At 71.5% G+C, this 21,222-nt stretch carries 19 protein-coding genes and 1 riboswitch; of the genes, 8 read left to right on the plus strand and 11 right to left on the minus strand.

All coding sequences use genetic code 11. The annotated features are described in order from the left end of the window. The first annotated feature begins 147 nt into the window (after positions 1-147). The 7 genes from ACWIF2_RS20390 to ACWIF2_RS20420 all read left to right on the plus strand — a co-directional run bounded on the left by ACWIF2_RS20390 (position 148) and on the right by ACWIF2_RS20420 (position 7,767). Positions 148-1,110 (plus strand): phosphatidate cytidylyltransferase, encoded by a 963-nt coding sequence (locus tag ACWIF2_RS20390; RefSeq protein WP_454361919.1) that lies wholly within the window; start codon positions 148-150, stop codon positions 1,108-1,110. Positions 1,111-1,349: 239 nt separating this feature from the next. Further along, positions 1,350-1,799: an SRPBCC family protein gene (locus ACWIF2_RS20395; RefSeq protein ID WP_454361920.1), complete on the plus strand. Its 450-nt coding sequence runs from the start codon at positions 1,350-1,352 to the stop codon at positions 1,797-1,799. 69 nt (positions 1,800-1,868) lie between these two features. After that, complete coding sequence (gene rlmN, locus ACWIF2_RS20400) at positions 1,869-2,975, plus strand: 23S rRNA (adenine(2503)-C(2))-methyltransferase RlmN (RefSeq protein ID WP_454361921.1); 1,107 nt, start codon at positions 1,869-1,871, stop codon at positions 2,973-2,975. 24 nt (positions 2,976-2,999) lie between these two features. Continuing rightward, a riboswitch (TPP riboswitch) is annotated at positions 3,000-3,106 on the plus strand. 123 nt (positions 3,107-3,229) lie between these two features. After that, positions 3,230-4,267 (plus strand): thiamine ABC transporter substrate-binding protein, encoded by a 1,038-nt coding sequence (locus tag ACWIF2_RS20405; RefSeq protein WP_454361940.1) that lies wholly within the window; start codon positions 3,230-3,232, stop codon positions 4,265-4,267. Further along, positions 4,243-5,925: an ABC transporter permease gene (locus tag ACWIF2_RS20410; protein WP_454361922.1), complete on the plus strand. Its 1,683-nt coding sequence runs from the start codon at positions 4,243-4,245 to the stop codon at positions 5,923-5,925. The genes ACWIF2_RS20405 and ACWIF2_RS20410 overlap by 25 nt, the downstream gene beginning before the upstream one ends. Beyond that, a complete protein-coding gene (locus ACWIF2_RS20415) occupies positions 5,925-6,944 on the plus strand; it encodes an ABC transporter ATP-binding protein (RefSeq protein WP_454361923.1) in 1,020 nt (339 codons plus the stop codon). The genes ACWIF2_RS20410 and ACWIF2_RS20415 overlap by 1 nt, the downstream gene beginning before the upstream one ends. 25 nt (positions 6,945-6,969) lie before the next feature. After that, the gene (locus tag ACWIF2_RS20420) at positions 6,970-7,767 is read left to right on the plus strand and encodes a maleylpyruvate isomerase family mycothiol-dependent enzyme (protein WP_454361924.1); all 798 of its coding nucleotides are present in this window, start codon (positions 6,970-6,972) and stop codon (positions 7,765-7,767) included. A 59-nt stretch (positions 7,768-7,826) separates the two neighbouring features. On the opposite strand, the gene ACWIF2_RS20425 is transcribed toward ACWIF2_RS20420, so the two are convergent. The 7 genes from ACWIF2_RS20425 to ACWIF2_RS20455 all read right to left on the minus strand — a co-directional run bounded on the left by ACWIF2_RS20425 (position 7,827) and on the right by ACWIF2_RS20455 (position 14,818). Further along, positions 7,827-8,519 carry an LAETG motif-containing sortase-dependent surface protein gene (locus ACWIF2_RS20425; RefSeq protein WP_454361925.1) on the minus strand — a complete coding sequence of 231 codons (693 nt, stop codon included), beginning with the start codon at positions 8,517-8,519 and terminating at the stop codon, positions 7,827-7,829. A 146-nt stretch (positions 8,520-8,665) separates the two neighbouring features. Further along, positions 8,666-9,787, minus strand: coding sequence for an LOG family protein (locus ACWIF2_RS20430; protein ID WP_454361926.1), 1,122 nt, complete (start codon positions 9,785-9,787; stop codon positions 8,666-8,668). Positions 9,788-9,811: 24 nt separating this feature from the next. Further along, entirely contained in the window at positions 9,812-10,219 is a 408-nt protein-coding gene (locus ACWIF2_RS20435; protein WP_454361927.1) for a VOC family protein, read from the minus strand. Positions 10,220-10,317: 98 nt separating this feature from the next. Further along, positions 10,318-11,772 carry a hypothetical protein gene (locus tag ACWIF2_RS20440; RefSeq protein WP_454361928.1) on the minus strand — a complete coding sequence of 485 codons (1,455 nt, stop codon included), beginning with the start codon at positions 11,770-11,772 and terminating at the stop codon, positions 10,318-10,320. Next, the gene (locus ACWIF2_RS20445; protein ID WP_189728044.1) at positions 11,754-12,503 is read right to left on the minus strand and encodes an ABC transporter ATP-binding protein; all 750 of its coding nucleotides are present in this window, start codon (positions 12,501-12,503) and stop codon (positions 11,754-11,756) included. The genes ACWIF2_RS20440 and ACWIF2_RS20445 overlap by 19 nt, the downstream gene beginning before the upstream one ends. Positions 12,504-12,897: 394 nt before the next feature. Next, complete coding sequence (locus ACWIF2_RS20450; protein WP_454361941.1) at positions 12,898-14,265, minus strand: aspartate aminotransferase family protein; 1,368 nt, start codon at positions 14,263-14,265, stop codon at positions 12,898-12,900. A gap of 13 nt (positions 14,266-14,278) precedes the next feature. Beyond that, positions 14,279-14,818, minus strand: coding sequence for an Lrp/AsnC family transcriptional regulator (locus ACWIF2_RS20455; protein WP_454361929.1), 540 nt, complete (start codon positions 14,816-14,818; stop codon positions 14,279-14,281). A 164-nt stretch (positions 14,819-14,982) separates the two neighbouring features. On the opposite strand from ACWIF2_RS20455, the gene ACWIF2_RS20460 reads away from it, so the two are divergent. Beyond that, entirely contained in the window at positions 14,983-16,422 is a 1,440-nt protein-coding gene (locus ACWIF2_RS20460) for a gamma-aminobutyraldehyde dehydrogenase (protein ID WP_454361930.1), read from the plus strand. A gap of 63 nt (positions 16,423-16,485) precedes the next feature. Here the strand turns inward: ACWIF2_RS20460 and ACWIF2_RS20465 are convergent, their stop codons facing one another. Genes ACWIF2_RS20465 through ACWIF2_RS20480 form a run of 4 tightly spaced genes read right to left on the minus strand, consistent with a single transcriptional unit; the run spans position 16,486 to position 21,173 of the window. After that, positions 16,486-18,201 carry an NADase-type glycan-binding domain-containing protein gene (locus ACWIF2_RS20465; protein ID WP_454361931.1) on the minus strand — a complete coding sequence of 572 codons (1,716 nt, stop codon included), beginning with the start codon at positions 18,199-18,201 and terminating at the stop codon, positions 16,486-16,488. Further along, positions 18,198-18,764, minus strand: coding sequence for a phage tail protein (locus tag ACWIF2_RS20470; RefSeq protein ID WP_454361932.1), 567 nt, complete (start codon positions 18,762-18,764; stop codon positions 18,198-18,200). The genes ACWIF2_RS20465 and ACWIF2_RS20470 overlap by 4 nt, the downstream gene beginning before the upstream one ends. A 25-nt stretch (positions 18,765-18,789) precedes the next feature. Beyond that, positions 18,790-20,751, minus strand: coding sequence for a putative baseplate assembly protein (locus tag ACWIF2_RS20475; RefSeq protein ID WP_454361933.1), 1,962 nt, complete (start codon positions 20,749-20,751; stop codon positions 18,790-18,792). Next, complete coding sequence (locus tag ACWIF2_RS20480; protein ID WP_454361934.1) at positions 20,751-21,173, minus strand: GPW/gp25 family protein; 423 nt, start codon at positions 21,171-21,173, stop codon at positions 20,751-20,753. The genes ACWIF2_RS20475 and ACWIF2_RS20480 overlap by 1 nt, the downstream gene beginning before the upstream one ends. Positions 21,174-21,222: the final 49 nt, after the last annotated feature.

The following is a 21,222-nucleotide window of genomic DNA, read 5'->3' on the forward strand; positions in this document are numbered from 1 at the left end:
GGGTACTGGGGTCCCACCGACCAAGGGCATGGCCACGGGCACGTCCAGAGCCCGGGCCATGTCCAGAGTCCTGGCCATGGGCACGTCCAGGGAGCCGCTCCGGCGGGTCCCGCATACGATGCGTATGAAGCGCCTCAGACTCGCCCCATGCCCATCGTGCCTGACGTAGCCGACCACGGCGAAAACCAGGATGACGGCCGGAGGGCTGCTCGGCTGAGCGGCCCCCCGGTCCGAAACGAGACGAATCCGGAACCCATGCCCGACGCCTCGCAGCCGGCACCCAAGCCGCCGAAGAAGAGCGCGGGCCGCGACCTGAGTGCCGCGATAGGAGTCGGGGTCGGCCTCGGCACGGTGATCGTCGCGTCGCTGTTCGTCGTCAAGGCCGTGTTCGTCGGCGTCGTCGCGGTCGCCGTCGTGGTGGGCCTGTGGGAGCTGACCAAGCGGCTGGACGAGCGCAAAGGCATCCGGGCGCCGCTCGTTCCGCTCGCGCTCGGCGGTGCCGCGATGGTCGTCTCCGGGTACGTCCGAGGCGCCGAGGGCGCCTGGGTCGCCATGGCGCTCACCGCGCTGGCCGTGCTCGTCTGGCGCATGACGGAACCGCCCGAGGGCTACCTCAGGGACGTCACGGCGGGCGTCTTCGCGGCGTTCTACGTGCCGTTCCTGGCGACGTTCGTCGCGATGATGCTGACCGCGGACGACGGGCCGCAGCGGGTGCTCACCTTCCTGCTGCTCACCGTCGTCAGCGACACCGGTGCCTACGCCGTCGGCTGGCGCTTCGGCCGGACCAAGCTCGCCCCGCGCATCAGCCCCGGCAAGACCCGCGAGGGCCTGCTCGGCGCGGTCTCCTTCGCCATGGTCGCGGGGGCGCTGTGCATGCAGTTCCTCATCGAGGACGGTGCCTGGTGGCAAGGCCTGGTGCTCGGCCTCGCGGTCGCGGTCACCGCCACGCTCGGCGACCTCGGCGAGTCCATGATCAAGCGGGACCTCGGCATCAAGGACATGGGCACGCTGCTGCCCGGTCACGGCGGCATCATGGACCGTTTGGACTCGCTGCTGCCGACGGCTCCGGTGGTGTGGCTGTTGTTCGTGCTTTTTGTTGGATCCGGCTGAAGTCAGGTCACGGCGCCGCGCCGCGGTAGCGGCACATGGATACAGCATGGACCGTTTGGACTCGCTGCTGCCGACGGCTCCGGTGGTGTGGCTGCTGCTCGTACTCTTCGTCGGATCCGGCTGAGCGGACCCGATCCAGCGAGCTCCCGTCCTTGTGGGCGGGAGCTCGCTGTCGTTCCGGGAGGCACCGGAGGGTCCTGAGTGGGACGATTCAGGTGTAGGTCGCAAAGGGGGACATCATGTCCATCATTCGACAGAGCATCGATGTCGACCGGCGTCCCGAGGACGTCTACGACTACGTCATGGACACCCCGCGCATGCCGGAGTGGCAACTGAGCGCCGTGTCCGCGGAACGCCTCGACGAGGGGCCCTTCGGCATCGGCTCCCGGGTCCGGGTCACCCGGCACATCGGTCGCCGTGTGATGCCGATGACCATGGAGGTCACGGAGTACGACCCACCGCACAGCTGGGGCATGCGCGGTGTCGACGGACCCGTCCGGCCGCGGGTGCACGGCGAGGTCGAGTCGTTCGACGAGGGGCAGCGCTCCCACGTGACGATCGACGTCGACATCGAGGGCCACGGCGTCGGCAAGGTCCTGGTACCGCTCGTCGTCCGCCCCCAGGTCCGCAAGGAACTCCCGCGCAACGAGCAGCTCCTCAAGAACCGGCTGGAACACACGGGCGACTAGAACGCCTCTCTCCGGGTGCCGCGGGCGGGGCACGGGCCACCGCTGACGATCTGCGACACTGGGTGGGCCATGCCTAAGCCCGGAGAACTCACTTTCGTCGCCCCCCGCGGAGCCAAGAAGCCGCCGCGGCATCTCGCCGACCTCACTCCTGCCGAGCGCAAGGAGGCCGTTGCGGCTGTCGGGGAGAAGCCGTTTCGTGCCAAGCAGCTCTCGCAGCACTACTTCGCGCGGTACGCGCACGAGCCGGAGCAGTGGACCGATATTCCGGCCGGTGCCCGGGGGAAGCTGCGGGAGGCGTTGCTGCCCGAGCTGATGAGCGTCGTGCGGCATCTGTCGACCGACCAGGGCACCACGCGCAAGACGCTGTGGCGGCTGTTCGACGGGACGCTCGTCGAGTCCGTGCTGATGCGTTATCCGGACCGGGTGACCATGTGCATCAGCTCGCAGGCGGGCTGCGGGATGAACTGCCCGTTCTGTGCGACCGGGCAGGCGGGTCTGGACCGGAATCTGTCCACCGCCGAGATCGTGCACCAGATCGTCGACGGCATGCGGGCGCTGCGGGACGGCGAGGTTCCCGGCGGTCCGGCGCGGCTCAGCAACATCGTGTTCATGGGCATGGGTGAGCCGCTCGCGAACTACAACCGGGTCATCGGGTCCATCCGGCGGCTCACCGACCCCGAGCCCGACGGGGTGGGGCTCTCGCAGCGCGGGATCACCGTCTCGACGGTCGGTCTCGTGCCGGCGATCCACCGGTTCGCCGACGAGGGCTTCAAGTGCCGGCTCGCCATCTCGCTGCACGCGCCCGACGACGAGCTGCGCGACACCCTCGTCCCCGTGAACACGCGGTGGAAGGTCCGGGAGGTCCTGGACGCCGGGTTCGAGTACAGCGCCAAGTCCGGGCGGCGGCTGTCCATCGAGTACGCGCTGATCCGGGACATCAACGACCAGGCCTGGCGTGGTGACCGGCTCGGGCGGCTGCTCAAGGGCAAGCCCGTGCATGTCAATCTCATTCCGCTGAACCCGACGCCGGGGTCGAAGTGGACCGCCTCGCGGCCCGAGGACGAGAAGGCGTTCGTGGAGGCCATCGCCGCCCATGGTGTGCCGGTGACGATCCGGGACACCCGTGGACAGGAGATCGACGGGGCGTGTGGTCAGCTCGCGGCCACCGAACGGTAGTCTGACCGTCGTACATACACCTTCATATTCCGACAGGGGAGCGCCACAGCGCTGAGAGTGCGGCACACGGCCGCAGACCCTCCGAACCTGGCCCAGGTCATTCTGGGTAGGGAGATCGGTCATCACTCGAGCTGTTGCGCCCTGCCCGGGACCCCTGAGTTCCCGGGCGGGGCCGCGTCTTCTCCTGGTCATCCAGGAGGAATCCAGTGGGCATCAAGAGAAAGCGGCTGACGGCTGTGGTCGTCGGGCTCGGGATGGCCGGCGCGCTCGCCGCGTGCGGGTCGTCCGGCGGCGACGAGGGGTCCGGCGACTCCAAGACCGTGACCCTCGTCAGCCACGACTCGTGGGCCGCGTCCAAGGGCGTCATCGCCGCCTTCGAGAAGCAGTCCGGCTACAAGGTCAACGTCCTGGAGGACGGCGACGCCGGGCAAGCCGTGAACAAGGCGATCCTGACCAAGGACAACCCGCAGGGCGACGTCTTCTTCGGCGTCGACAACACCCTGCTGTCACGGGCCCTCGACAACGGGCTGTTCCAGCCGTACGAGGCGAAGGGCTCCGAGCAGATCAAGGCCGAGTACCGGGCCGACCAGGACAAGCACCGGGTCACGCCCGTCGACACCGGCGACATCTGCGTCAACTACGACAAGAAGTACTTCGCCGACCACGAGCTGGAGCCGCCGAAGAGCTTCGACGACCTGGTCAAGCCCCAGTACAAGAACCTGCTCGTGACCGAGAACGCCTCCGCTTCCTCGCCCGGGCTCGGCTTCCTGCTCGGCACCGCCGCCAAGTACGGCGACGGGGGCTGGGAGGGCTACTGGAAGAAGCTCAAGGCCAACGGCGTGAAGGTCGTCGACGGCTGGGAGCAGGCCTACAACGAGGAGTTCTCCGGCTCGGCCGGAGGCAAGAAGGCCAAGGGCGACCGGCCGCTCGTCGTGTCGTACGCCTCCTCGCCGCCCGTCGAGGTCGTCTACGCCGACCCCAAGCCCAGCGAGGCGCCGACCGGGGTCGCGCAGGGCACCTGCTTCCGGCAGGTCGAGTACGCCGGGCTGCTGAGCAACGCGAAGAACAGCGAGGGGGGCAAGGCGTTCCTCGACTTCCTGGTCTCCCAGCGGTTCCAGGAGGACATGCCGCTCAACATGTTCGTGTATCCGGTGCGCGAGGGCGCCCAGGTGCCGCCGGAGTTCGTGAAGTTCGGGCCGCAGGCCGAGGATCCCGAGACCATGGACCCGGCGAAGATCGCCGACAACCGTGATCAGTGGGTCAAGTCGTGGACCTCACTCGTACTGAAGTAAGCCGGGCAGCCGTCCGCGAGGACCGGCGCGGGAGCGCGGCGCGGCTCGGGCTCATGGCCCTGCCCGTCGCGTTCTTCGCCGCCTTCTTCGCCTATCCCGTCGCCGCGATCGTCGCGCGCGGCCTGAAGGTCGACGGGGCCTGGCGGTTCGGGCGGATCGGGGAGGTGCTGGCGCAGTCCGACGTCCGGCACGTCCTGTGGTTCACCACCTGGCAGGCGCTCGTCTCCACCGCGCTCACCCTGCTGATCGCGCTCCCCGGCGCGTACGTCTTCGCGCGCTTCCACTTCCGGGGCAAGCAGGTGCTGCGGGCGGCCGTGACCGTCCCGTTCGTGCTGCCCACGGTCGTCGTCGGTACGGCGTTCCTGGCGCTGGTCGGGCGGGGCGGGCTGCTCGACGAGCTGTGGGGCGTACGGCTCGACACCACCGTGTGGGCGATCCTGCTCGCGCACGTCTTCTTCAACTACGCGGTCGTCGTACGGACCGTCGGCGGGCTCTGGGCACAGCTCGACCCGCGGCAGGAGGAGGCCGCGCGGATGCTCGGGGCGTCCCCGCTGAAGGCCTGGCGGCAGGTGACGCTCCCCGCCCTCGCCCCGGCCGTGGCCGCCGCCGCGCTCATGGTCTTCCTGTTCACCTTCACCTCCTTCGGTGTCGTCCAGATCCTCGGCGGGCCCACCTTCTCGACCCTGGAGGTGGAGATCTACCGGCAGACGTCGGAGATCTTCGACCTGTCCACGGCGGCCGTGCTGACGCTGATTCAGTTCGTCGCCGTGGGCGCCGTCCTCGCCCTGCACGCCTGGACCGTACGGCGGCGGGAGACCGCGCTGCGGCTGGTGGACGCGTCGGTGACCGCGCGCCGGCCGCGCGGCGCCGGGCAGTGGGCGCTGCTGGGCGGGGTGCTGCTGACGATCGTCGTGCTGCTTGTGCTGCCGCTCGCCGTGCTGGTCCAGCGGTCCCTGGACGCGCCCCGCTTCGGCTACTACCGCGCGCTGACCAGGGCCGACGGAGGGGTGTTCCTGGTGCCGCCGATCGAGGCGATCGGCAACTCGCTGGAGTACGCCGTCGCCGCCACCGTCATCGCCGTGGTGATCGGCGGCCTCGCCGCCGTCGCGCTCACCCGCAGGGACGCCGGGCGGTTCGTGCGCGGCTTCGACGCGCTGCTGATGCTGCCGCTCGGAGTGTCCGCGGTGACCGTCGGCTTCGGGTTCCTGATCGCCCTCGACGAGCCGCCGCTGGATCTGAGGTCCTCGTGGATCCTGGTGCCGCTCGCGCAGGCGCTGGTCGGGGTGCCGTTCGTCGTGCGGACCATGCTGCCCGTGCTGCGGGCGGTGGACGCGCGGCTGCGGGAGGCGGCCTCGGTGCTGGGGGCCTCGCCCTGGCGGGTGTGGCGGGAGGTGGACCTGCCGATGGTGCGGCGGGCGCTGCTGATCGCCGCCGGGTTCGCCTTCGCGGTGTCGCTCGGGGAGTTCGGGGCGACGGTGTTCATCGCGCGGCCCGACAATCCGACATTGCCGGTGGCCGTGGCGCGGCTTCTGGGCCGGCCCGGGGAGCTCAACTACGGCCAGGCGATGGCCCTTTCGACGATTCTGATGGTGGTGTGCGCCGTGGCCCTGCTGGTGCTGGAGAGGCTCAGGACCGCCGACCGGACAGGGGAGTTCTGATGCTGCTGGCGCTGGAGGGCGCGACGGTCCGTTTCGGCGGGCGGGCCGTGCTGGACGCCGTCGATCTGGAGGTCGCCGAGCACGAGATCGTGTGCGTGCTCGGGCCCAGCGGCAGCGGTAAGTCGACCCTGCTGCGGGCCGTGGCCGGGCTTCAGCCGCTCGACTCCGGGCGGGTGTCGCTCGACGGGCGCGACCAGGCGGGCGTGCCCGCGCACCGGCGCGGGGTCGGGCTGATGTTCCAGGACCACCAGCTGTTCCCGCAGCGGGACGTGGGCGGCAACGTCGCCTTCGGGCTGCGCATGCACGGGGCGTCCAAGCGGCAACAGGCCGATCAGGTCCGGGAGTTGCTGGACCTCGTCGGGTTGCCCGGCGCGGCTCGCCGGGCCGTCGCCGCGCTGTCCGGCGGGGAGCAGCAGCGGGTGGCGCTGGCCCGGGCCCTGGCGCCGAGCCCCCGGCTGCTGATGCTGGACGAGCCGCTGGGCCAGCTCGATCGGTCGCTGCGGGAGCGGCTGGTCGTGGAACTGCGGGAGTTGTTCGGCCGGTTGGGCACGACCGTGCTCGCCGTGACGCACGACCAGGGGGAGGCCTTCGCGCTGGCCGACCGGGTCGTGGTGATGAGGGACGGGCGGATCGCCCAGTCCGGTACGCCGCTTCAGGTCTGGCAGCGGCCGGCCGACGCGTTCGTGGCCCGCTTCCTCGGCTTCGAGAACGTCGTCGAGGCGACGGTGGGGGCGGAGGCCGCGGACACACCGTGGGGCAAGGTGCCGGTGCCGGAGGGCGCCCCGCAGGGCACCCGGACCCTCCTGGTACGGCCCGCGGGCGTACGCCTGGTGCCCGCCGGTGCGGGCCTGCGCTGCACGGTGACCGCCCGTACCTTCAAGGGCACCCATGTCGCCGTCCACCTCCAGCCGGAGGACGCCCCGCGTCTGGAGGCGGCGTGCGCGCTGCGGTCGGCGCCGGAGGTCGGGGACGAGGCCGGAGTGGAGTTCGACGCGGCCGAAATCGTCGTGCTCGACTGATCCTGGTCGCCTTAGGGTGCGGGTCATGACACTCCTCGCGCACGACCGCTACTGCGACGAAATCGCCCACCAGGTCGGCCTGTTGAGGTCGGTCGTGACCTCCGGCGCCGAGCTGTCCGCCACCGTGCCGACCTGCCCCGACTGGTCGCTGGAGGAGCTGGTCCGGCACACGGGCGGCGCCCTGCGCTGGGTGGAGCTCATGGTGCGGACCCGGGCCCGGGAGGAGGTGCCGGAGGAGCAGGTGCCCGGCGTCGAAGGGCCCGAGGCCCGGGGTGACGCCGCCGCGTTGGACGCGTGGCTGGGGGAGGCGGGCGAGCAGGTCGTCGCCGCGCTGCGGGAGGCCGGGCCGGACGCGAAGGTGTGGGGCTGGGCGGGGACGCCCACCGCCGGGTTCTGGGCCCGGCGGATGACGCACGAGGTCACCGTGCACCGCGCGGACGCCACGCTCGCCGCGGGGCTGCCCTACGAGGTCGCGCCCGACGTCGCCGCCGACGCGATCGACGAGTGGCTGCAGATCGTGGAGTACGTGCAGCGGACGGAGCCGCACGACGCGGCGAGGGAACTGCGGGGCCCGGGCCGCGGTATCCACCTGCACGCCACCGACACCGGGCCCGAGGTGAACGCCGAGTGGCTCGTCGCGCTCACCGAGGACGGTGTCACCTGGCGCCGGGGCCATGAGAAGGCCACGGTCGCCCTGCGCGGGCCGCTGACCTCCGTCCTGCTCGCGTTCTACCGGCGGCTGCCGCTGGACGCTCCGGAGCTCGAGGTGCTGGGGGAGCGGGAGTTGCTGGAGTTCTGGCTGGAGCGAGCGACGTTCGGGTGAGACGGACGTGGCCCGCCCCGTGGGTCACGGGACGGGCCACATCAAGGTGTGCGCAGGCGTCAGCTGTCGCTGTTCGCCCCACGACGGCGCATGCCGAAGAACACCGCGCCGCCACCGACGACGACCAGGGCCGCCGCGATCCCGGCGATGACGCCGGTGTTGGAGTTGGCGCCGGTCTCGGCGAGGTTGGAGTCACCGGCCGGGCCGGGCGCGTTGCCCGCCGGCGTGGTGCTCTCGCTCTCCGACGGCGTCGGAGCCGGGGTGTCGGTCTCCTCGGCCGGCTTCGAGGGAAGGGCCGACGGGGTCGGCGTGGCCGGGGGAGTCGCCGGCGGCGGCTCCTCCTCCTGCTTCTTGCAGGCGGTGGCCGGGGTGACGAGGTTCGGCTTGATGTCCTCGTCGACGTACGGGGTGGCCTTCACGTGGATGCGGTACTCCGCGTTGGGCTTCCAGTTCTCGGCGAAGGTGATGGTGGTGCCTTCGCGCGAGCCCTTGACCACCTGCTCGCCGACCTTCTTGGCGTCGGCGCCGTTGTTCTGCAGGTACACGGTGACCGTCGCCGCGATGCCGGCGGGGTCCACGTCGGTGACGGTGATGACGCCCTTGTCGCCGTCACACTTCGCCTCGGCGGAGAACTCGTTGATGTTGCAGGCCAGCGCGGTGCCGGAGGCACCGAGCGCGAGCGCGGCCGAGGCCGAGACGACACCGAGGATGCGCACGGCACGTGCGCGGCGGGATACGGACAGAACTGCCACGTTTGTCCTTTACAGGATGCGTAATGCGGGGGGCTGAGGCAGTGGTGACGGAACATCAGCACTACCTGGAGACTCACAGGTTTATAAGCGCCGCATAAGTAGTGTCAACGCATATGCAGCTTGCAAGCACTTGCTTTGCCTGCTTATTAACCGCCGAGACGTTTCAGCGCCTCCGGCGCCTCCTCGATGCGCTCGACCAGCGCGATCCGCGCCTCCATCGAACGCCCCCTGGCCAGCGACTGGAGCAACGGCCACGTCGGCAGCCTCTCCGTCCAGTGCGCGCGGTTCACCAGCACCATGGGCGTCGGCTCGCCGCGCGACTCATAGTAGTTCGGCGTCGCGTTGTCGAAGATCTCCTGTACGGTGCCGGCGGCGCCCGGCAGGAACACCACACCCGCCGTGGACCGGGCCAGCAGGCCGTCCTCGCGGGTGGCGTTGGCGAAGTACTTGGCGATGTGCGAGGCGAAGGCGTTCGGCGGCTCGTGGCCGTAGAACCAGGTCGGGATGCCGACGGAGCGGCCGCCCTGGGGCCAGCGGGTGCGTATCTCGAAGGCCGCGGCCGCCCACTGGGTGATCGACGGGGTGAAGCGCGGTGCCTTGCCGAGCAGTTCGAGCGACTCGGTGAGCATCTCGTCGTCGAACGGGGCCGCGTACGCGCCGAGGTTGGCCGCCTCCATCGCGCCCGGGCCGCCGCCGGTGGCGACCGTGAAACCGGCGCGGGCCAGTTCGCGGCCGAGCCGCGCCGCCCCCGCGTACTCCTCGGTGCCCCGGGCCATCGCGTGGCCGCCCATCACGCCCACCACCCGGGCGCCGGACAGGAGTTCGTCGAGGGCGTCCGAGACGGAGTCGTCGTGCACCGCGCGCAGCATGGACGCGTAGATGTCCCCGTCGGCCTTCGTGCCCTGGAACCAGGCGTAGGCGCGGGCGTCGGGCGTGGCCTCGTAGCCGTCCGGCAGGGAGGCGAAGAGCTCGTCCGGCGAGTAGACCAGGCCGCGGTACGGATCGAAGGGCAGATCCGGCACGGGCGGGAAGACCAGGGCGCCGTCGCCGCGTATCTTCGCGGCCGCGTCCTCGCGCATCGCGCAGCCGAGGAATATCGCGCCCGCGGTGTCCGTGGTGAGCAGTTCGCGCGTACGGTCCGTCAGGTCGACGGCTTGGACGCGGTGACCGGCGAGCGTGCCGCGCGCCGAGACGGTCGCGTCGAACTCCTCGAGCGTCTCGATCTCACGGTCGTCATGGTGGGCCGCATGGGCGGGCATCGTCTGCACCCGCCCATGCTGGCACAGCGTGTCTCAGCCCTGGACGGCCGCCGGGTCCATCCACACGACCTCGAAGGTGTGGCCGTCCGGGTCGTCGAAGGCGCGGCCGTACATGAAACCGTGGTCCTGGGTCTCGCCGGAGACGGAGCCGCCGGCCGCGACCGCCTTCTCCACGAGCTCGTCGACCTTCTCGCGGCTCTCCGAGCTCAGCGCGATCAGCACCTCGCTGTGCTTCTTGGAGTCCGCGATCTCCTTCTTGGTGAACTGGGAGTACTTCTCCTTGGTGTGCACCATCACGACGATCGTCTCGCTGATCACGACCGAGGCGGTGGTGTCGTCGCTGAACTGCTCGTTGATCGTGAAGCCCAGCTCCGTGAAGAACTTCTTCGAGGCCCCGAGGTCGCCGGTGCACAGGTTCACGAAGATCATCTGCTGGTACATGCGAAGTCTCTCCCTACGGGCTCTGTGTCGTTACGCGGGGATAGACCCGGGGCCGGTGCGGAACTCATCGCCGTCCGGAGATTTTTCTTGTACGGGTTTCAGCGCGCCAGCGGCAGCGCCGCCAGCTCCGCGACCGTCAGGGTGAGCGGGGCGAACAGGGCGAGCAGCGCGCCCGCGCGCAGGGCCGCGGCACTGCGCAGCATGGTCGCGGGGGCGCCCAGCCGCAGCAGCGCGGAGGTGGTGTCGGCGCGGGCCTGCCGGGCCTCGACGGCGGCGGTCAGGAGCGTCGCCACGGTGCAGCCGGTCACGAGCAGCACGCCGAGGATGGTGAGGGGGCCGAGCGACAGTCCGTCCGGGGCGTGCAGCAGCGCCATCGCGTAGGTGGCCGACAGCACCGCGCAGACCACGCCCAGGGGGCGGCCGATGCGGGTGGCCTCCGTCATGAGGATGCGCCCGGCCAGCAGCCGCAGCGCGCCCGGGCGGGCCGACTGGAGCAGCCGGCCGCACAGGTGGGTCAGACCGGGACCGACCAGGGCCAGGCCGACGGTGGCCAGGATCCAGCCCGCCATGACGCCGGGGGAGGCGCCGGAGAAGGCGAGGTCGGGCGCCTTGGGGGCGGTACGGCTCGCGTAGGTCTCCACGGCGAGCCCCGCGGCCAGGACGGTGATGCCCCAGGGGAGTCCGGAAGGGGCGGCGGAGGGGGCGCCGTCGGCGGTGACGGCGTCCGGCAGCCGCGCCTCGGAGAACGCCGAGGCGTCGGCGGTGTCCGGTGCAGCGGTGTGCCGGGCGGACGGCTGAGCGGGGTCCTCGATCGTGCTCACCGCGCTCCCGGGCTCCTCGACGACCGTCGCCGAGGCCGATTCGCCGGTCCGAGCCGCCGGGGGCCCGCTCTGCTGCCCGGTGGGCTCGCCGGCGGGAGCGCTCCCGGGCCGGGTGATCTGCCGGCCGAAACGGCCGTACGCCCCGAAGGTCTCGAGGGTGCTCACGCGCCGGTACGCGCCGAAGCGGCCGTACACCACCCTGGCCGCCGCGGCCGCCCGCTGCTCTCTGGGCCGCAGCGCCAGCACCACCGCGAGGGACGCGCCCGTGGGGACGAGCGCCAGCAGCGTCAGGGCTCCCGGCACCGGCAGCGGCTGGTCCGCGGCGAGGGCCTCGGCGGCCGCGCCGTCGAAGGGCAGGCCCGTCAGGTCGCCCCGCAGGTGCAGGAAGAACAGCAGGGCCAGCATCGAGCCCAGGGCGCAGGACAGGGCGGTCGTCGTCGCCGCGACGGCCATCAGGCGCAGCGGTCCGAGGCCGATCGCGGAGAGGCCGGGGCGGGGCTTGGTGGCGGGATCGGTGCGGGCCACCGCGAGGGCGAAGTACACCGTGGCGGCGAGGGGCGCCGCGCACCAGGCCAGGCGCAGCAGGGCGGTGCCGGGGTCGCCGGGGTGACCCAGCGCGTAGCCCAGGGCGCAGAGCAGCAGGAAACCCGTGCCCGCCGAGGCCGCCGCGACCAGCAGGCGGCGCAGCTGGACGGCGGGGTGGGCGGCGCGGGTCAGACGGAGAGCGAGCACGCCGCCCGGCCTTCCGGCTCGGTGGTCTCCGCGACCGGAGGCAGATGCACCGTCTGCACACGCCGCCCGTCCAGCAGGAAGACCGTGCGGTCGGCGAGGGCCGCGGTGTCCGGGTCGTGGGTGGCCAGGACGACCGTGATGCCGTGCGAGCGGGCCGCCGTGGTGAGGGTGCGCAGCGCGTGGGCGCGGTCGGCGCGGTGCAGGGGCGCCGTCGGCTCGTCGGCGAACAGGACCGAGGGCGCCGGGGCGAGGGCGCGGGCGATGCACACCCGCTGGCGCTCGGCCTGCTTCAGCTGGTGCGGGCGCTTGCGGGCGCCGTCGCCGATGTCGAGGCGCTCCAGCCACTCCAGGGCCGCCCGCTTGGCGCGGCGCCGGCTGGTGCCGCGCAGCATCAGCGGCAGGGCGGCGTTCTCCCAGGCGTTGAGCTCCGGGACCAGCGAGGGGACCGGGTCGATCCAGCCGAAGCGGTCGCGGCGCAGCCGCTCGCGGGTGAGGGCGCCCATGGTGTGCACGGGCACGCTGTTGAACCAGACCTCGCCGCGTCGGACTGGCGCCAGGCCGGACAGGCACCGCAGCAGGGTCGTCTTGCCGCTGCCGCGCGGGCCGCTGACGGCGAGAATCTCGCTCTCCCGGACGCCGAGGGAGACTCCGCAGAGCGCGGGCGAGCCGTCGTGGTGCTGGAAGTGCAGGGCGCGTGCCCAGAGCACGTCGTTGTCCGGCGGGGCCTCCATGGGCGTACACCTCGGTTCTGGTCGGAAATGCTGCGCTGTGTCCCTCGTACGGGCGAACGAGTGCAGAGGTCGCTGGTCACGCGCTCGCTCCCGGGTAGCGTGTGTCGTGGACAGCGCGTCGCGAGAACCAAGCACGTGCCGCCTCCTAGGCGTTTCTGCCGCCCGGGCTGGTCTCAACCCGGCTGGTGCTGATCGCGTCAGACTCGGTCGCTCGCTGAGCGACCGAGCAGCGTGAGCCAGGAATCCCCCGTGAGGGGGAGGAGTCAATGGGCACGCTAGGCAGCCCACGGCAAGCAGCCGGACAGCACGCGGCCCCGGGCGCCCGTTTCTCACTCGAACGGACGGCACCGGGGCCGTTGTTGATCATCCTTATGCTGATCACCCCTGAGGACGATCAGAGCTTCGTCCAGGCCTCCGAGAGGGTGGCCCGCAGGATCTGCTCGATCTCGTCGAACGTCGACTGGTCGGAGATCAGCGGCGGGGCGAGCTGGACGACCGGGTCGCCGCGGTCGTCGGCACGGCAGTACAGGCCGTTGTCGTACAGCGCCTTGGAGAGGAAGCCGTACAGGACGCGCTCCGTCTCCTCGTCGTTGAAGGACTCCTTGGTGTTCTTGTCCTTGACCAGCTCGATGCCGTAGAAGAAGCCGTTGCCGCGGACGTCGCCGACGATCGGCAGGTCGTGCAGCTTCTCCAGGGTGGCGCGGAACGCGCCCTCGTTGTCGAGGACGTGCTGGGTGAGGTTCTCGCGCTCGAAGAGGTCGAGGTTGGCGAGGCCCACGGCCGCGGAGACCGGGTGGCCGCCGAAGGTGTAGCCGTGCAGGAAGGTGTTGTCGCCCTTGTAGAACGGCTCGGCCAGGCGGTCGGAGATGATGCAGGCGCCGATCGGGGAGTAGCCCGAGGTCATGCCCTTGGCGCAGGTGATCATGTCCGGTACGTAGTCGAACTTGTCGCAGGCGAAGATCGTGCCCAGCCGGCCGAAGGCGCAGATGACCTCGTCGGACACGAGCAGCACGTCGTACCGGTCGCAGATCTCGCGGACGCGCTGGAAGTAGCCGGGCGGGGGCGGGAAGCAGCCGCCCGCGTTCTGCACCGGCTCCAGGAAGACCGCGGCGACCGTGTCCGGGCCCTCGAAGAGGATCTGCTGCTCGATCTGGTCGGCGGCCCAGCGGCCGAAGGCCTCCGGGTCGTCGCCGAAGAGCGGGGCGCGGTAGATGTTGGTGTTCGGGACCTTGTGCGCGCCCGGGACCAGCGGCTCGAACGGGGCCTTCAGACCCGGCAGGCCGGTGATGGACAGGGCGCCCTGCGGGGTGCCGTGGTAGGCGACCGCTCGGGAGATGACCTTGTGCTTGGTGGGCTTGCCGGTCAGCTTGAAGTACTGCTTGGCGAGCTTCCACGCGGTCTCGACGGCCTCGCCGCCGCCGGTGGTGAAGAAGACCTTGTTCAGGTCGCCCGGGGCGTGGTGCGCGAGGCGCTCGGCCAGCTCGACGGCCTTGGGGTGGGCGTAGGACCACACCGGGAAGAACGCCAGCTCCTGCGCCTGTTTGAATGCGGTCTCGGCGAGCTCGACACGGCCGTGCCCGGCCTGCACCACGAACAGGCCGGCGAGGCCGTCCAGGTAGCGCTTGCCCTGGTCGTCGTAGATGTAGGTGCCCTCGCCACGGACGATGGTGGGTACGGGGGCCTTCTCGTACGACGACATGCGCGTGAAGTGCATCCACAGGTGGTCGTACGCGGACTGGGAGAGGTCCTTGCTCACGGCTATCGGGTCCTCACGGTTATCGGGTTCCCCACATGTAGGTCTGCTTCTTGAGCTTCAGGTAGACGAAGCTCTCCGTCGAGCGCACTCCGGGCACGGCCCGTATGCGTTTGTTGATGACCTCGAGGAGGTGGTCGTCGTCCTCGCAGACGATCTCCACCATCAGGTCGAAGGAGCCCGCGGTCATCACCACGTACTCGCATTCGGACATGGCCGTCAGCGCGTCCGCTACCGACTCCACGTCGCCCTCGACGTTGACGCCGACCATCGCCTGTCTGCGGAAGCCCACGGTGAGCGGGTCCGTGACGGCGACGATCTGCATCACGCCCTGGTCGAGCAGCTTCTGGACGCGCTGGCGCACGGCCGCCTCGGAGAGGCCGACGGCCTTGCCGATGGCGGCGTACGGCCGGCGGCCGTCCTCCTGGAGCTGTTCGATGATGGCGAGGGAGACGGCGTCCAGCTGGGGCGAGCTGCCGTTCCTGGACTCGCGGGAGGACTCGCGGAGTTCCCGCGGCCCCTTCTGGTCTGCGCTTCGACTGGCCACGAGCTCACTGTGCACGAGGTCTCGTCACTTCCGCAAGGCGTGATCGATGAAATCCGTTGTTTTGATTGCCGAACCCTGCGGATTCCGCACGAATCAAGGGAGTGGGGGTGTTGAAAACGTGGACCTGGCGACTAGGGTGGGTGTCTCAAGTACTGGACATCCGAACTGGAGGGCCGGCAGTGAGCACCGAGCTTCGTCGTCTGCGCAATTACATCGGCGGTGAGTTCCGGGACGCCGCCGACGGACGGACCACCGAGGTGGTCAATCCCGCGACGGGTGAGGCGTACGCGACCGCTCCGCTGTCCGGGCAGGCGGACGTGGACGCCGCTATGGCGGCGGCCGCCGAGGCCTTTCCCGGCTGGCGCGACACCACGCCCGCCGAGCGTCAGAAGGCACTGCTGAAGATCGCGGACGCCTTCGAGGAGCGTGCCGAGGAGCTGATCGCGGCCGAGGTGGAGAACACGGGCAAGCCCATCGGGCTGACCCGCTCCGAGGAGATCCCGCCGATGGTCGACCAGATCCGCTTCTTCGCGGGTGCGGCGCGGATGCTGGAGGGCCGCTCGGCCGGCGAGTACATGGAGGGCCTGACCTCCATCGTCCGCCGTGAGCCGGTGGGCGTCTGCGCGCAGGTCGCGCCGTGGAACTACCCGATGATGATGGCCGTGTGGAAGTTCGCCCCGGCGCTCGCGGCGGGCAACACCGTCGTCCTGAAGCCGTCGGACACCACCCCGGCCTCGACGGTCCTCATGGCCGAGATCATCGGCTCGGTCGTCCCCAAGGGCGTCTTCAACGTCATCTGCGGCGACCGCGACACCGGCCGCATGATGGTCGAGCACGACACCCCGGCGATGGCCTCCATCACCGGCTCGGTGCGCGCCGGCATCCAGGTCGCCGAGTCCGCCTCCAAGGACGTCAAGCGCGTCCACCTGGAGCTGGGCGGCAAGGCGCCCGTCGTGGTCTTCGAGGACACCGACATCCCCAAGGCCGTCGAGGACATCTCGGTCGCGGGCTACTTCAACGCGGGCCAGGACTGTACGGCCGCCACGCGCGTGCTCGTCCACGAGTCCATCCACGACGAGTTCGTCTCCGCGCTGGCGAAGGCCGCGTCCGAGACGAAGACCGGTCAGCCGGACGACGAGGACGTGCTGTTCGGCCCGCTCAACAACCCCAACCAGCTCAAGCAGGTCGAGGGCTTCATCGACCGGCTGCCGGCGCACGCGCGCGTGGAGGCCGGCGGCAAGCGGGTCGGCGACAAGGGCTACTTCTACGCGCCGACCGTCGTCTCGGGCCTGAAGCAGGACGACGAGATCATCCAGAACGAGGTCTTCGGCCCGGTCATCACCGTCCAGTCCTTCTCCGACGAGGAGCAGGCCGTGACGTGGGCCAACGACGTCGAGTACGCGCTGGCCTCCTCCGTGTGGACCAAGGACCACGGCCGCGCGATGCGCATGTCCAAGAAGCTCGACTTCGGCTGTGTGTGGATCAACACCCACATCCCGCTGGTCGCCGAGATGCCGCACGGCGGCTTCAAGAAGTCCGGCTACGGCAAGGACCTGTCGTCGTACGGCTTCGACGACTACACGCGGATCAAGCACGTGATGACGTCGCTGGACGCGTAGTCACCCCGGTCGTCATACGACGCGGCCCCGGACGGTCTGTTTCCGTCCGGGGCCGCGGCGCGCTCAGCCGCTGTTCGCGCTCGACGGGCCGAAGAACTCGATCTCAGCGATGGCGACCTGCTTCTTCGCCGAGATGCCGTGGGCGGACTCGATGGTGAAGCGGACGGCGGTGACCTCGCCCACGCGGAAGGCACGCCGCTGGGGGCCCGCGCCCTGGTCGAGGGTGATCTGACGGGTCGTCTTCTTGCCGTCGGCTCCCGTGATCGTGGCCTCCAGGCGGTGCGGGAGCGCCGACTCGCGGAGCTTGTCGGGGCGGATGGAGACGCCCGGCGTGATGATCAGGTCCAGGAGCCGGGTCGGCTGGTCGAAACGGGCCTCCACCCACTGGCCCTTGCCCGATTCGGAGACGCCCGGGCCCCACCAGGTGTCGTTGAGCTTGTCGAAGGCCAGGTCCGGCTTGTGGCCCGGGAAGTAGCGGGACGCGGCGTAGCGGTCCGGGGACACCTCGGCGCGCTTGGCGAAGTGGTCGCGGGTGGCCTGGACGCCCTGCGGGATGTTGATCACCAGCACGATCAGCAGGGACAGCACGATCACGATGCCCAGCCAGGACAGGACACGGTCGAAGGCACGGCGCAGCCGGGGGCGGTCGCCCGCCCACGGGGCCTCCTGGCTGCCGAACGGGCCGAGCCGTCGCCACCAGGGGAGCCGGGCCGGGCCGGCCGGTCCGTCGCCGGCCATGGGCATCGCGCACCGGGCGCAGAAGTGCCGCTCGGGCCGGTTGCGGGTGGCACACCAGGGGCAGGGGGCGCCGCCGTCCATGCCGTGTTCCTGACCGGGGGCGCGTACGGCCTGCGGGCGCTGCGGTTCGGGGCGGCCGGGCAGGACCGGGGCGACGGAGGGGTGCGGGTCGGGCTGGGGTTCGGGTTCGCCGACCGGGATGAGGAGGCGGCGGGCGCGGTCGGTCATGCCGTGGGTGTCGGAGCCGGAGACGGAGCTGGATTCGGAGCCGGCGTCGGCGTCGGCGGGGTGGTGCGGGGTCCGGGTGGCCGGGGGGATGGGTTCGGTGGGGGCGGTTTCGTCCGGGAGGCGGTCGGTCGGGGAGGGAGCGCCGGGGCCGGTGGTGTCGTGGTGAGGGGCGGCGGCTCCGGGGCCGGTGGTCGTGTCCGGGTGAGCGGTGGTGTCGGGGCGGGCGTGGGTGACCGGGCTCGGCACGGTGGTGCCGGGCGTGTCCGGTGTACCGGGGTGGTCGCCCTGCCGTGAGGAGGCCGCGCCTTCGTCGGGGGCAGGGTCGGATGCCCGGGGGGTCGTGGCGGCCGTGCGGGTGGCGCGCTGGTGCGTCGCCGTGCCGGTGCCGTGCCGGTCGCGGGGTGCCAGACCCGTACCGCCGTCCGGCCGGGCGAAGGCGTCCCAGCCGGGCTCGGGCGCGCGGGAGGAGGCACCGGCCGGCTCACCGCCCGGCTCACCGTCGGGCCTCGCGTGGCCGGTGGGCGCCGAAGCCGTGGAGCCTCCGGCGGGTCCGGTGGTCCCGGAGCCCCCGGCGGGCTCGGACGCCCTGGCCGGCCCGGTGGAGCCGGGCTCGCCGGCAGTCTCCGGGGTCCGGGAGGGGCCGGAACGCTCAGCGGCCCGGCCCGGAGTGTGCGGCCCGGACGCCCCGGCCCGGGGGCCGGTGCTGCCCGCCGGGCGGTCCGTCCAGCTCAGTACCGCCCCGCAGGCGTCGCAGAAGGACTGGCCCGGCTCCGCGCGGGTGCCGCAGTCGGCGCAGTTCTGGGGGGTTGTCATGTCTCCCGGGTCCTTTCGGCGGGGGCACTGGCGGTCACCTGGACCGTGTACGGCATATGAGCGGGGCGGGCGGCGGACACGAGGGTCTCCAGGCGGTAGCGGTCCGCGGGGGTCGGGTCGGGAAGTCGTAGGTGGACGTGCAGACGGGGACGGGGCGCCCCCGGGAACGGGCCGAGCGGCCGGGCGCTCCACGCGGCGCCGCCGCTCTCGGTGATCTCGGGCGCCACGCCGAACGCGAGCCGGACCGCCTCCGACAGCCCGCGGCGGGTGCCGCGGATGCGGTGCAGATACGCGGCGGCGGCCACAGCCGCCCGCAGTCGTGCCTCGGGTTCGTCTCCCGCGGTCTCCGCGCCGACCCAACTCCCCAGCCACTGGGTGAAGTCGAGCGGGGTGAGGGACGGGCGGAAGTAGGTGTCGAGACAGTCCAGCACGCTCAGGATCGGGGCGATCACGTCGTCGAGCCCGCCGACGAACCGCTGGGCCAGGTCGTCGTCGGCGAACACCGCCGGCAGCATCGTGCCGATCGGCGAGGAGGATCCGAGGCCGTCGATCGAGCCCCTCATATGCGGCCCCCCATCAGATCCCCCTTCACGAACCGTCTCCGATCACCCGGACGCGGTGGTCGAACGAGAACACCAGCGACGGCGCGGACAGATCGATCCGGTCGGTCGGCTCGCCGCGTTTGCCGGTGAGCGGGTCCGCGGGGTGCAGGACCACCTCGTCGACCAGCTCCACCCCCGGTACGCGTTGCAGCACCGCGAACACCTCCCCGGCCTGGACCGGACGCCCGAACGGCCAGCCGGTGCCGTCCGTGCCGCCGGTCAGCGGATCGAGGTGCCGGTAGAGGGCGTCGTGCGCCTCCCGGCGCACCCGGTCGGTGTCGACACCCCGGAAGGCATGCACCGTGGCCACCACGGTGACGCCCTGGTAGTACGGCGGGCCCACCGCCAACCGGGTCCCGATCAGGCGCCGTTCGTCCAGATGCCGGGTGATGCGGTCCAGCAGCACGTCACCGGGCACGAGTTGTTCGAAGCGCAGTCGGCCGCCGGGGTCCGGCACGGCCTGCGGCACGACCAGCACCCGTACCGCGTAGGCACCGTGCTCGCCCTCCTCGCCCTCCAGGCAGGTGATGCGAGCCGTCTCCGGGGCGGCGCGACGGGCCAGCTCCTCGTAGTCGCGCAGCGTCACGGCACGCTCCTGGGCGCGCAGGGTGATCGGGGCCCGGACCTTCGCCTCCTCCACCGTCTCCCCGTCCACACCGCCGCGCGCGGCCTCGCGGTTGACGACCTCGGAGACGTACGGGATGGAGGTGCGCAGGACCTGTACGGCACCGCGCGCCACATTGCCCGCGCGGCCACCGCCCGTGCGGTAGCGGCGGGCCCGGACGGGCGCTCCCTTGGGGGCGACCATCCCGTACTGCCGCAGCGATCCGTCGGGTTCGCGCACGGCCGGGCCGAAGGCAATCTCGCCGGTCGTGGCGTCGAGGGTGATGTGCCGGTCGTACGGCCCGGAGCCCGCGAAGTTCGGGACGACCCGCCAGTCCGTCCAGCCGTCGTGCTCGGCGGTCTGCAGCAGCACCGGCGGGTCGTCGCCGACCACGGGCGCGTGCAGCAGGCGCAGCCGCTGCCCCGGCAGCCCGGTGGACTCGCCGAGCGCCTCGTCGTACACCGTCTCGGCGTGCACGGCGTCGGTCGTGCCGCCGATCGTGAAGGCCTCGGCGGCCCGCACGGTGGGCGAGGTGGTGTAGAAGGGCTGGTCCGGCCGGGGTTCGGTGACCCGGCAGCGCAGCCAGCCGGCCTCCTGGCCGGCGTTGCGGGACAGCACATGCCCGCCGGGGATGTGCAGGACCACCTCGCCGGGCCGGTTCAGGCCGCCCGTGCCGTCCCGGTCGACCTCACAGGGCTGCCAGCCGTCCGCGGTCCACGCCTCCCACACCAGCGGCGGCTGGCGCGGGTCCACGCCGACGCCGTCCACCCGGCTGTCCAGGTCCAGGGCGACCGCGCAGTGCGGGACCGCGGCGGTCAGGCCGAACAGCACCGCGTCTCCGGGGCCGGGCGACTCGGCGAAGACCAGCAGGTCCTTGTCCTCCTCGGCGAGGTCGGAGGTCCGGTCGGCCATCGGCTCACCCCGGTGCTGCACCAGCAGATGACGCAACGCGCAGGGCACCACCGTCAGTTCGCGCTCGGTGGCGAAGACCACCGCCTCCTCGCTCTCGGTGCGCAGCGTGGCGACCTCCGTGCCGACCGGCACCCACACCGTCTCCTCCTGCGGAGCCGACAGCCAGAACGTCACCTCGGTGCGGGCCGCGGACGGCGGGAACAGAGTGATGCCGACCAGGTCCAGGAACGCCAGGTGGTTCTTCTCCGGCACCCGGTTGAGCCGGTAGACGATCTGGTCGGCCATGTGGGCCACCGTCTCGACGAGGGTGACGCCGGGGTCGGAGACGTTGTGGTCCGTCCACTCCGGGGCGCGCTGCTGGATGTAGCGCTTGGCGTCGTCGACGAACTGCTGGAAGCGGCGGTCGTCGAGGTTGGGGGAGGGCAGTGCCATCAGCGGTCGCTTTCGGGGGCGTCGGGCTCGTCGTGGGACGGAATGGCGTAGAAGGGGAAGACCAGGCTGCGCGGGTTGTTGGTGCCGCGGATCGAGTACCGGACGTCGATGTACAGCACGCTCTGGTCGGTGCCGGCGGTGACCTCGACGTCGTCGACCTCGATGCGCGGCTCCCAGCGGTCCAGGCTGGCGTACACCTCGTGCTGGATACGGCCCGCGGTCTGCTCGTTGACCGGCGCGAACACCAGGTCGTGGATCGCGCAGCCGAAGTCCGGCCGCATCGGCCGCTCGCCCGGAGCGGTCGACAGGACCAGCCGGATCGCCTCCTCGATCTCCCGCTCCCCGCTGACCAGGGCGATCCCTCCGGTCGGCCCGATGCGCAGCGGGAACGACCAGCCGGAGCCGACGAACTGCTCGGCCATCAGTGGGCCACCTGCCTTCTCCTCATCCTGACGATCTTGAAGAGCTCGA

This window comes from Streptomyces sp. NPDC055506 (genome assembly GCF_053643595.1).

Bases quoted from the DNA above. Each gene is read 5' to 3' on its own strand.
- ACWIF2_RS20390 (WP_454361919.1), top strand. From the start codon at position 148: ATGCCCATCGTGCCTGACGTAGCCGACCACGGCGAAAACCAGGATGAC.
- ACWIF2_RS20395 (WP_454361920.1), top strand. From the start codon at position 1,350: ATGTCCATCATTCGACAGAGCATCGATGTCGACCGGCGTCCCGAGGAC.
- rlmN (WP_454361921.1), top strand. From the start codon at position 1,869: ATGCCTAAGCCCGGAGAACTCACTTTCGTCGCCCCCCGCGGAGCCAAG.
- ACWIF2_RS20405 (WP_454361940.1), top strand. From the start codon at position 3,230: ATGGCCGGCGCGCTCGCCGCGTGCGGGTCGTCCGGCGGCGACGAGGGG.
- ACWIF2_RS20415 (WP_454361923.1), top strand. From the start codon at position 5,925: ATGCTGCTGGCGCTGGAGGGCGCGACGGTCCGTTTCGGCGGGCGGGCC.
- ACWIF2_RS20420 (WP_454361924.1), top strand. From the start codon at position 6,970: ATGACACTCCTCGCGCACGACCGCTACTGCGACGAAATCGCCCACCAG.
- ACWIF2_RS20435 (WP_454361927.1), bottom strand. From the start codon at position 10,219: ATGTACCAGCAGATGATCTTCGTGAACCTGTGCACCGGCGACCTCGGG.
- ACWIF2_RS20445 (WP_189728044.1), bottom strand. From the start codon at position 12,503: ATGGAGGCCCCGCCGGACAACGACGTGCTCTGGGCACGCGCCCTGCAC.
- ACWIF2_RS20465 (WP_454361931.1), bottom strand. From the start codon at position 18,201: ATGACAACCCCCCAGAACTGCGCCGACTGCGGCACCCGCGCGGAGCCG.
- ACWIF2_RS20470 (WP_454361932.1), bottom strand. From the start codon at position 18,764: ATGAGGGGCTCGATCGACGGCCTCGGATCCTCCTCGCCGATCGGCACG.
- ACWIF2_RS20475 (WP_454361933.1), bottom strand. From the start codon at position 20,751: ATGGCACTGCCCTCCCCCAACCTCGACGACCGCCGCTTCCAGCAGTTC.
- ACWIF2_RS20480 (WP_454361934.1), bottom strand. From the start codon at position 21,173: ATGGCCGAGCAGTTCGTCGGCTCCGGCTGGTCGTTCCCGCTGCGCATC.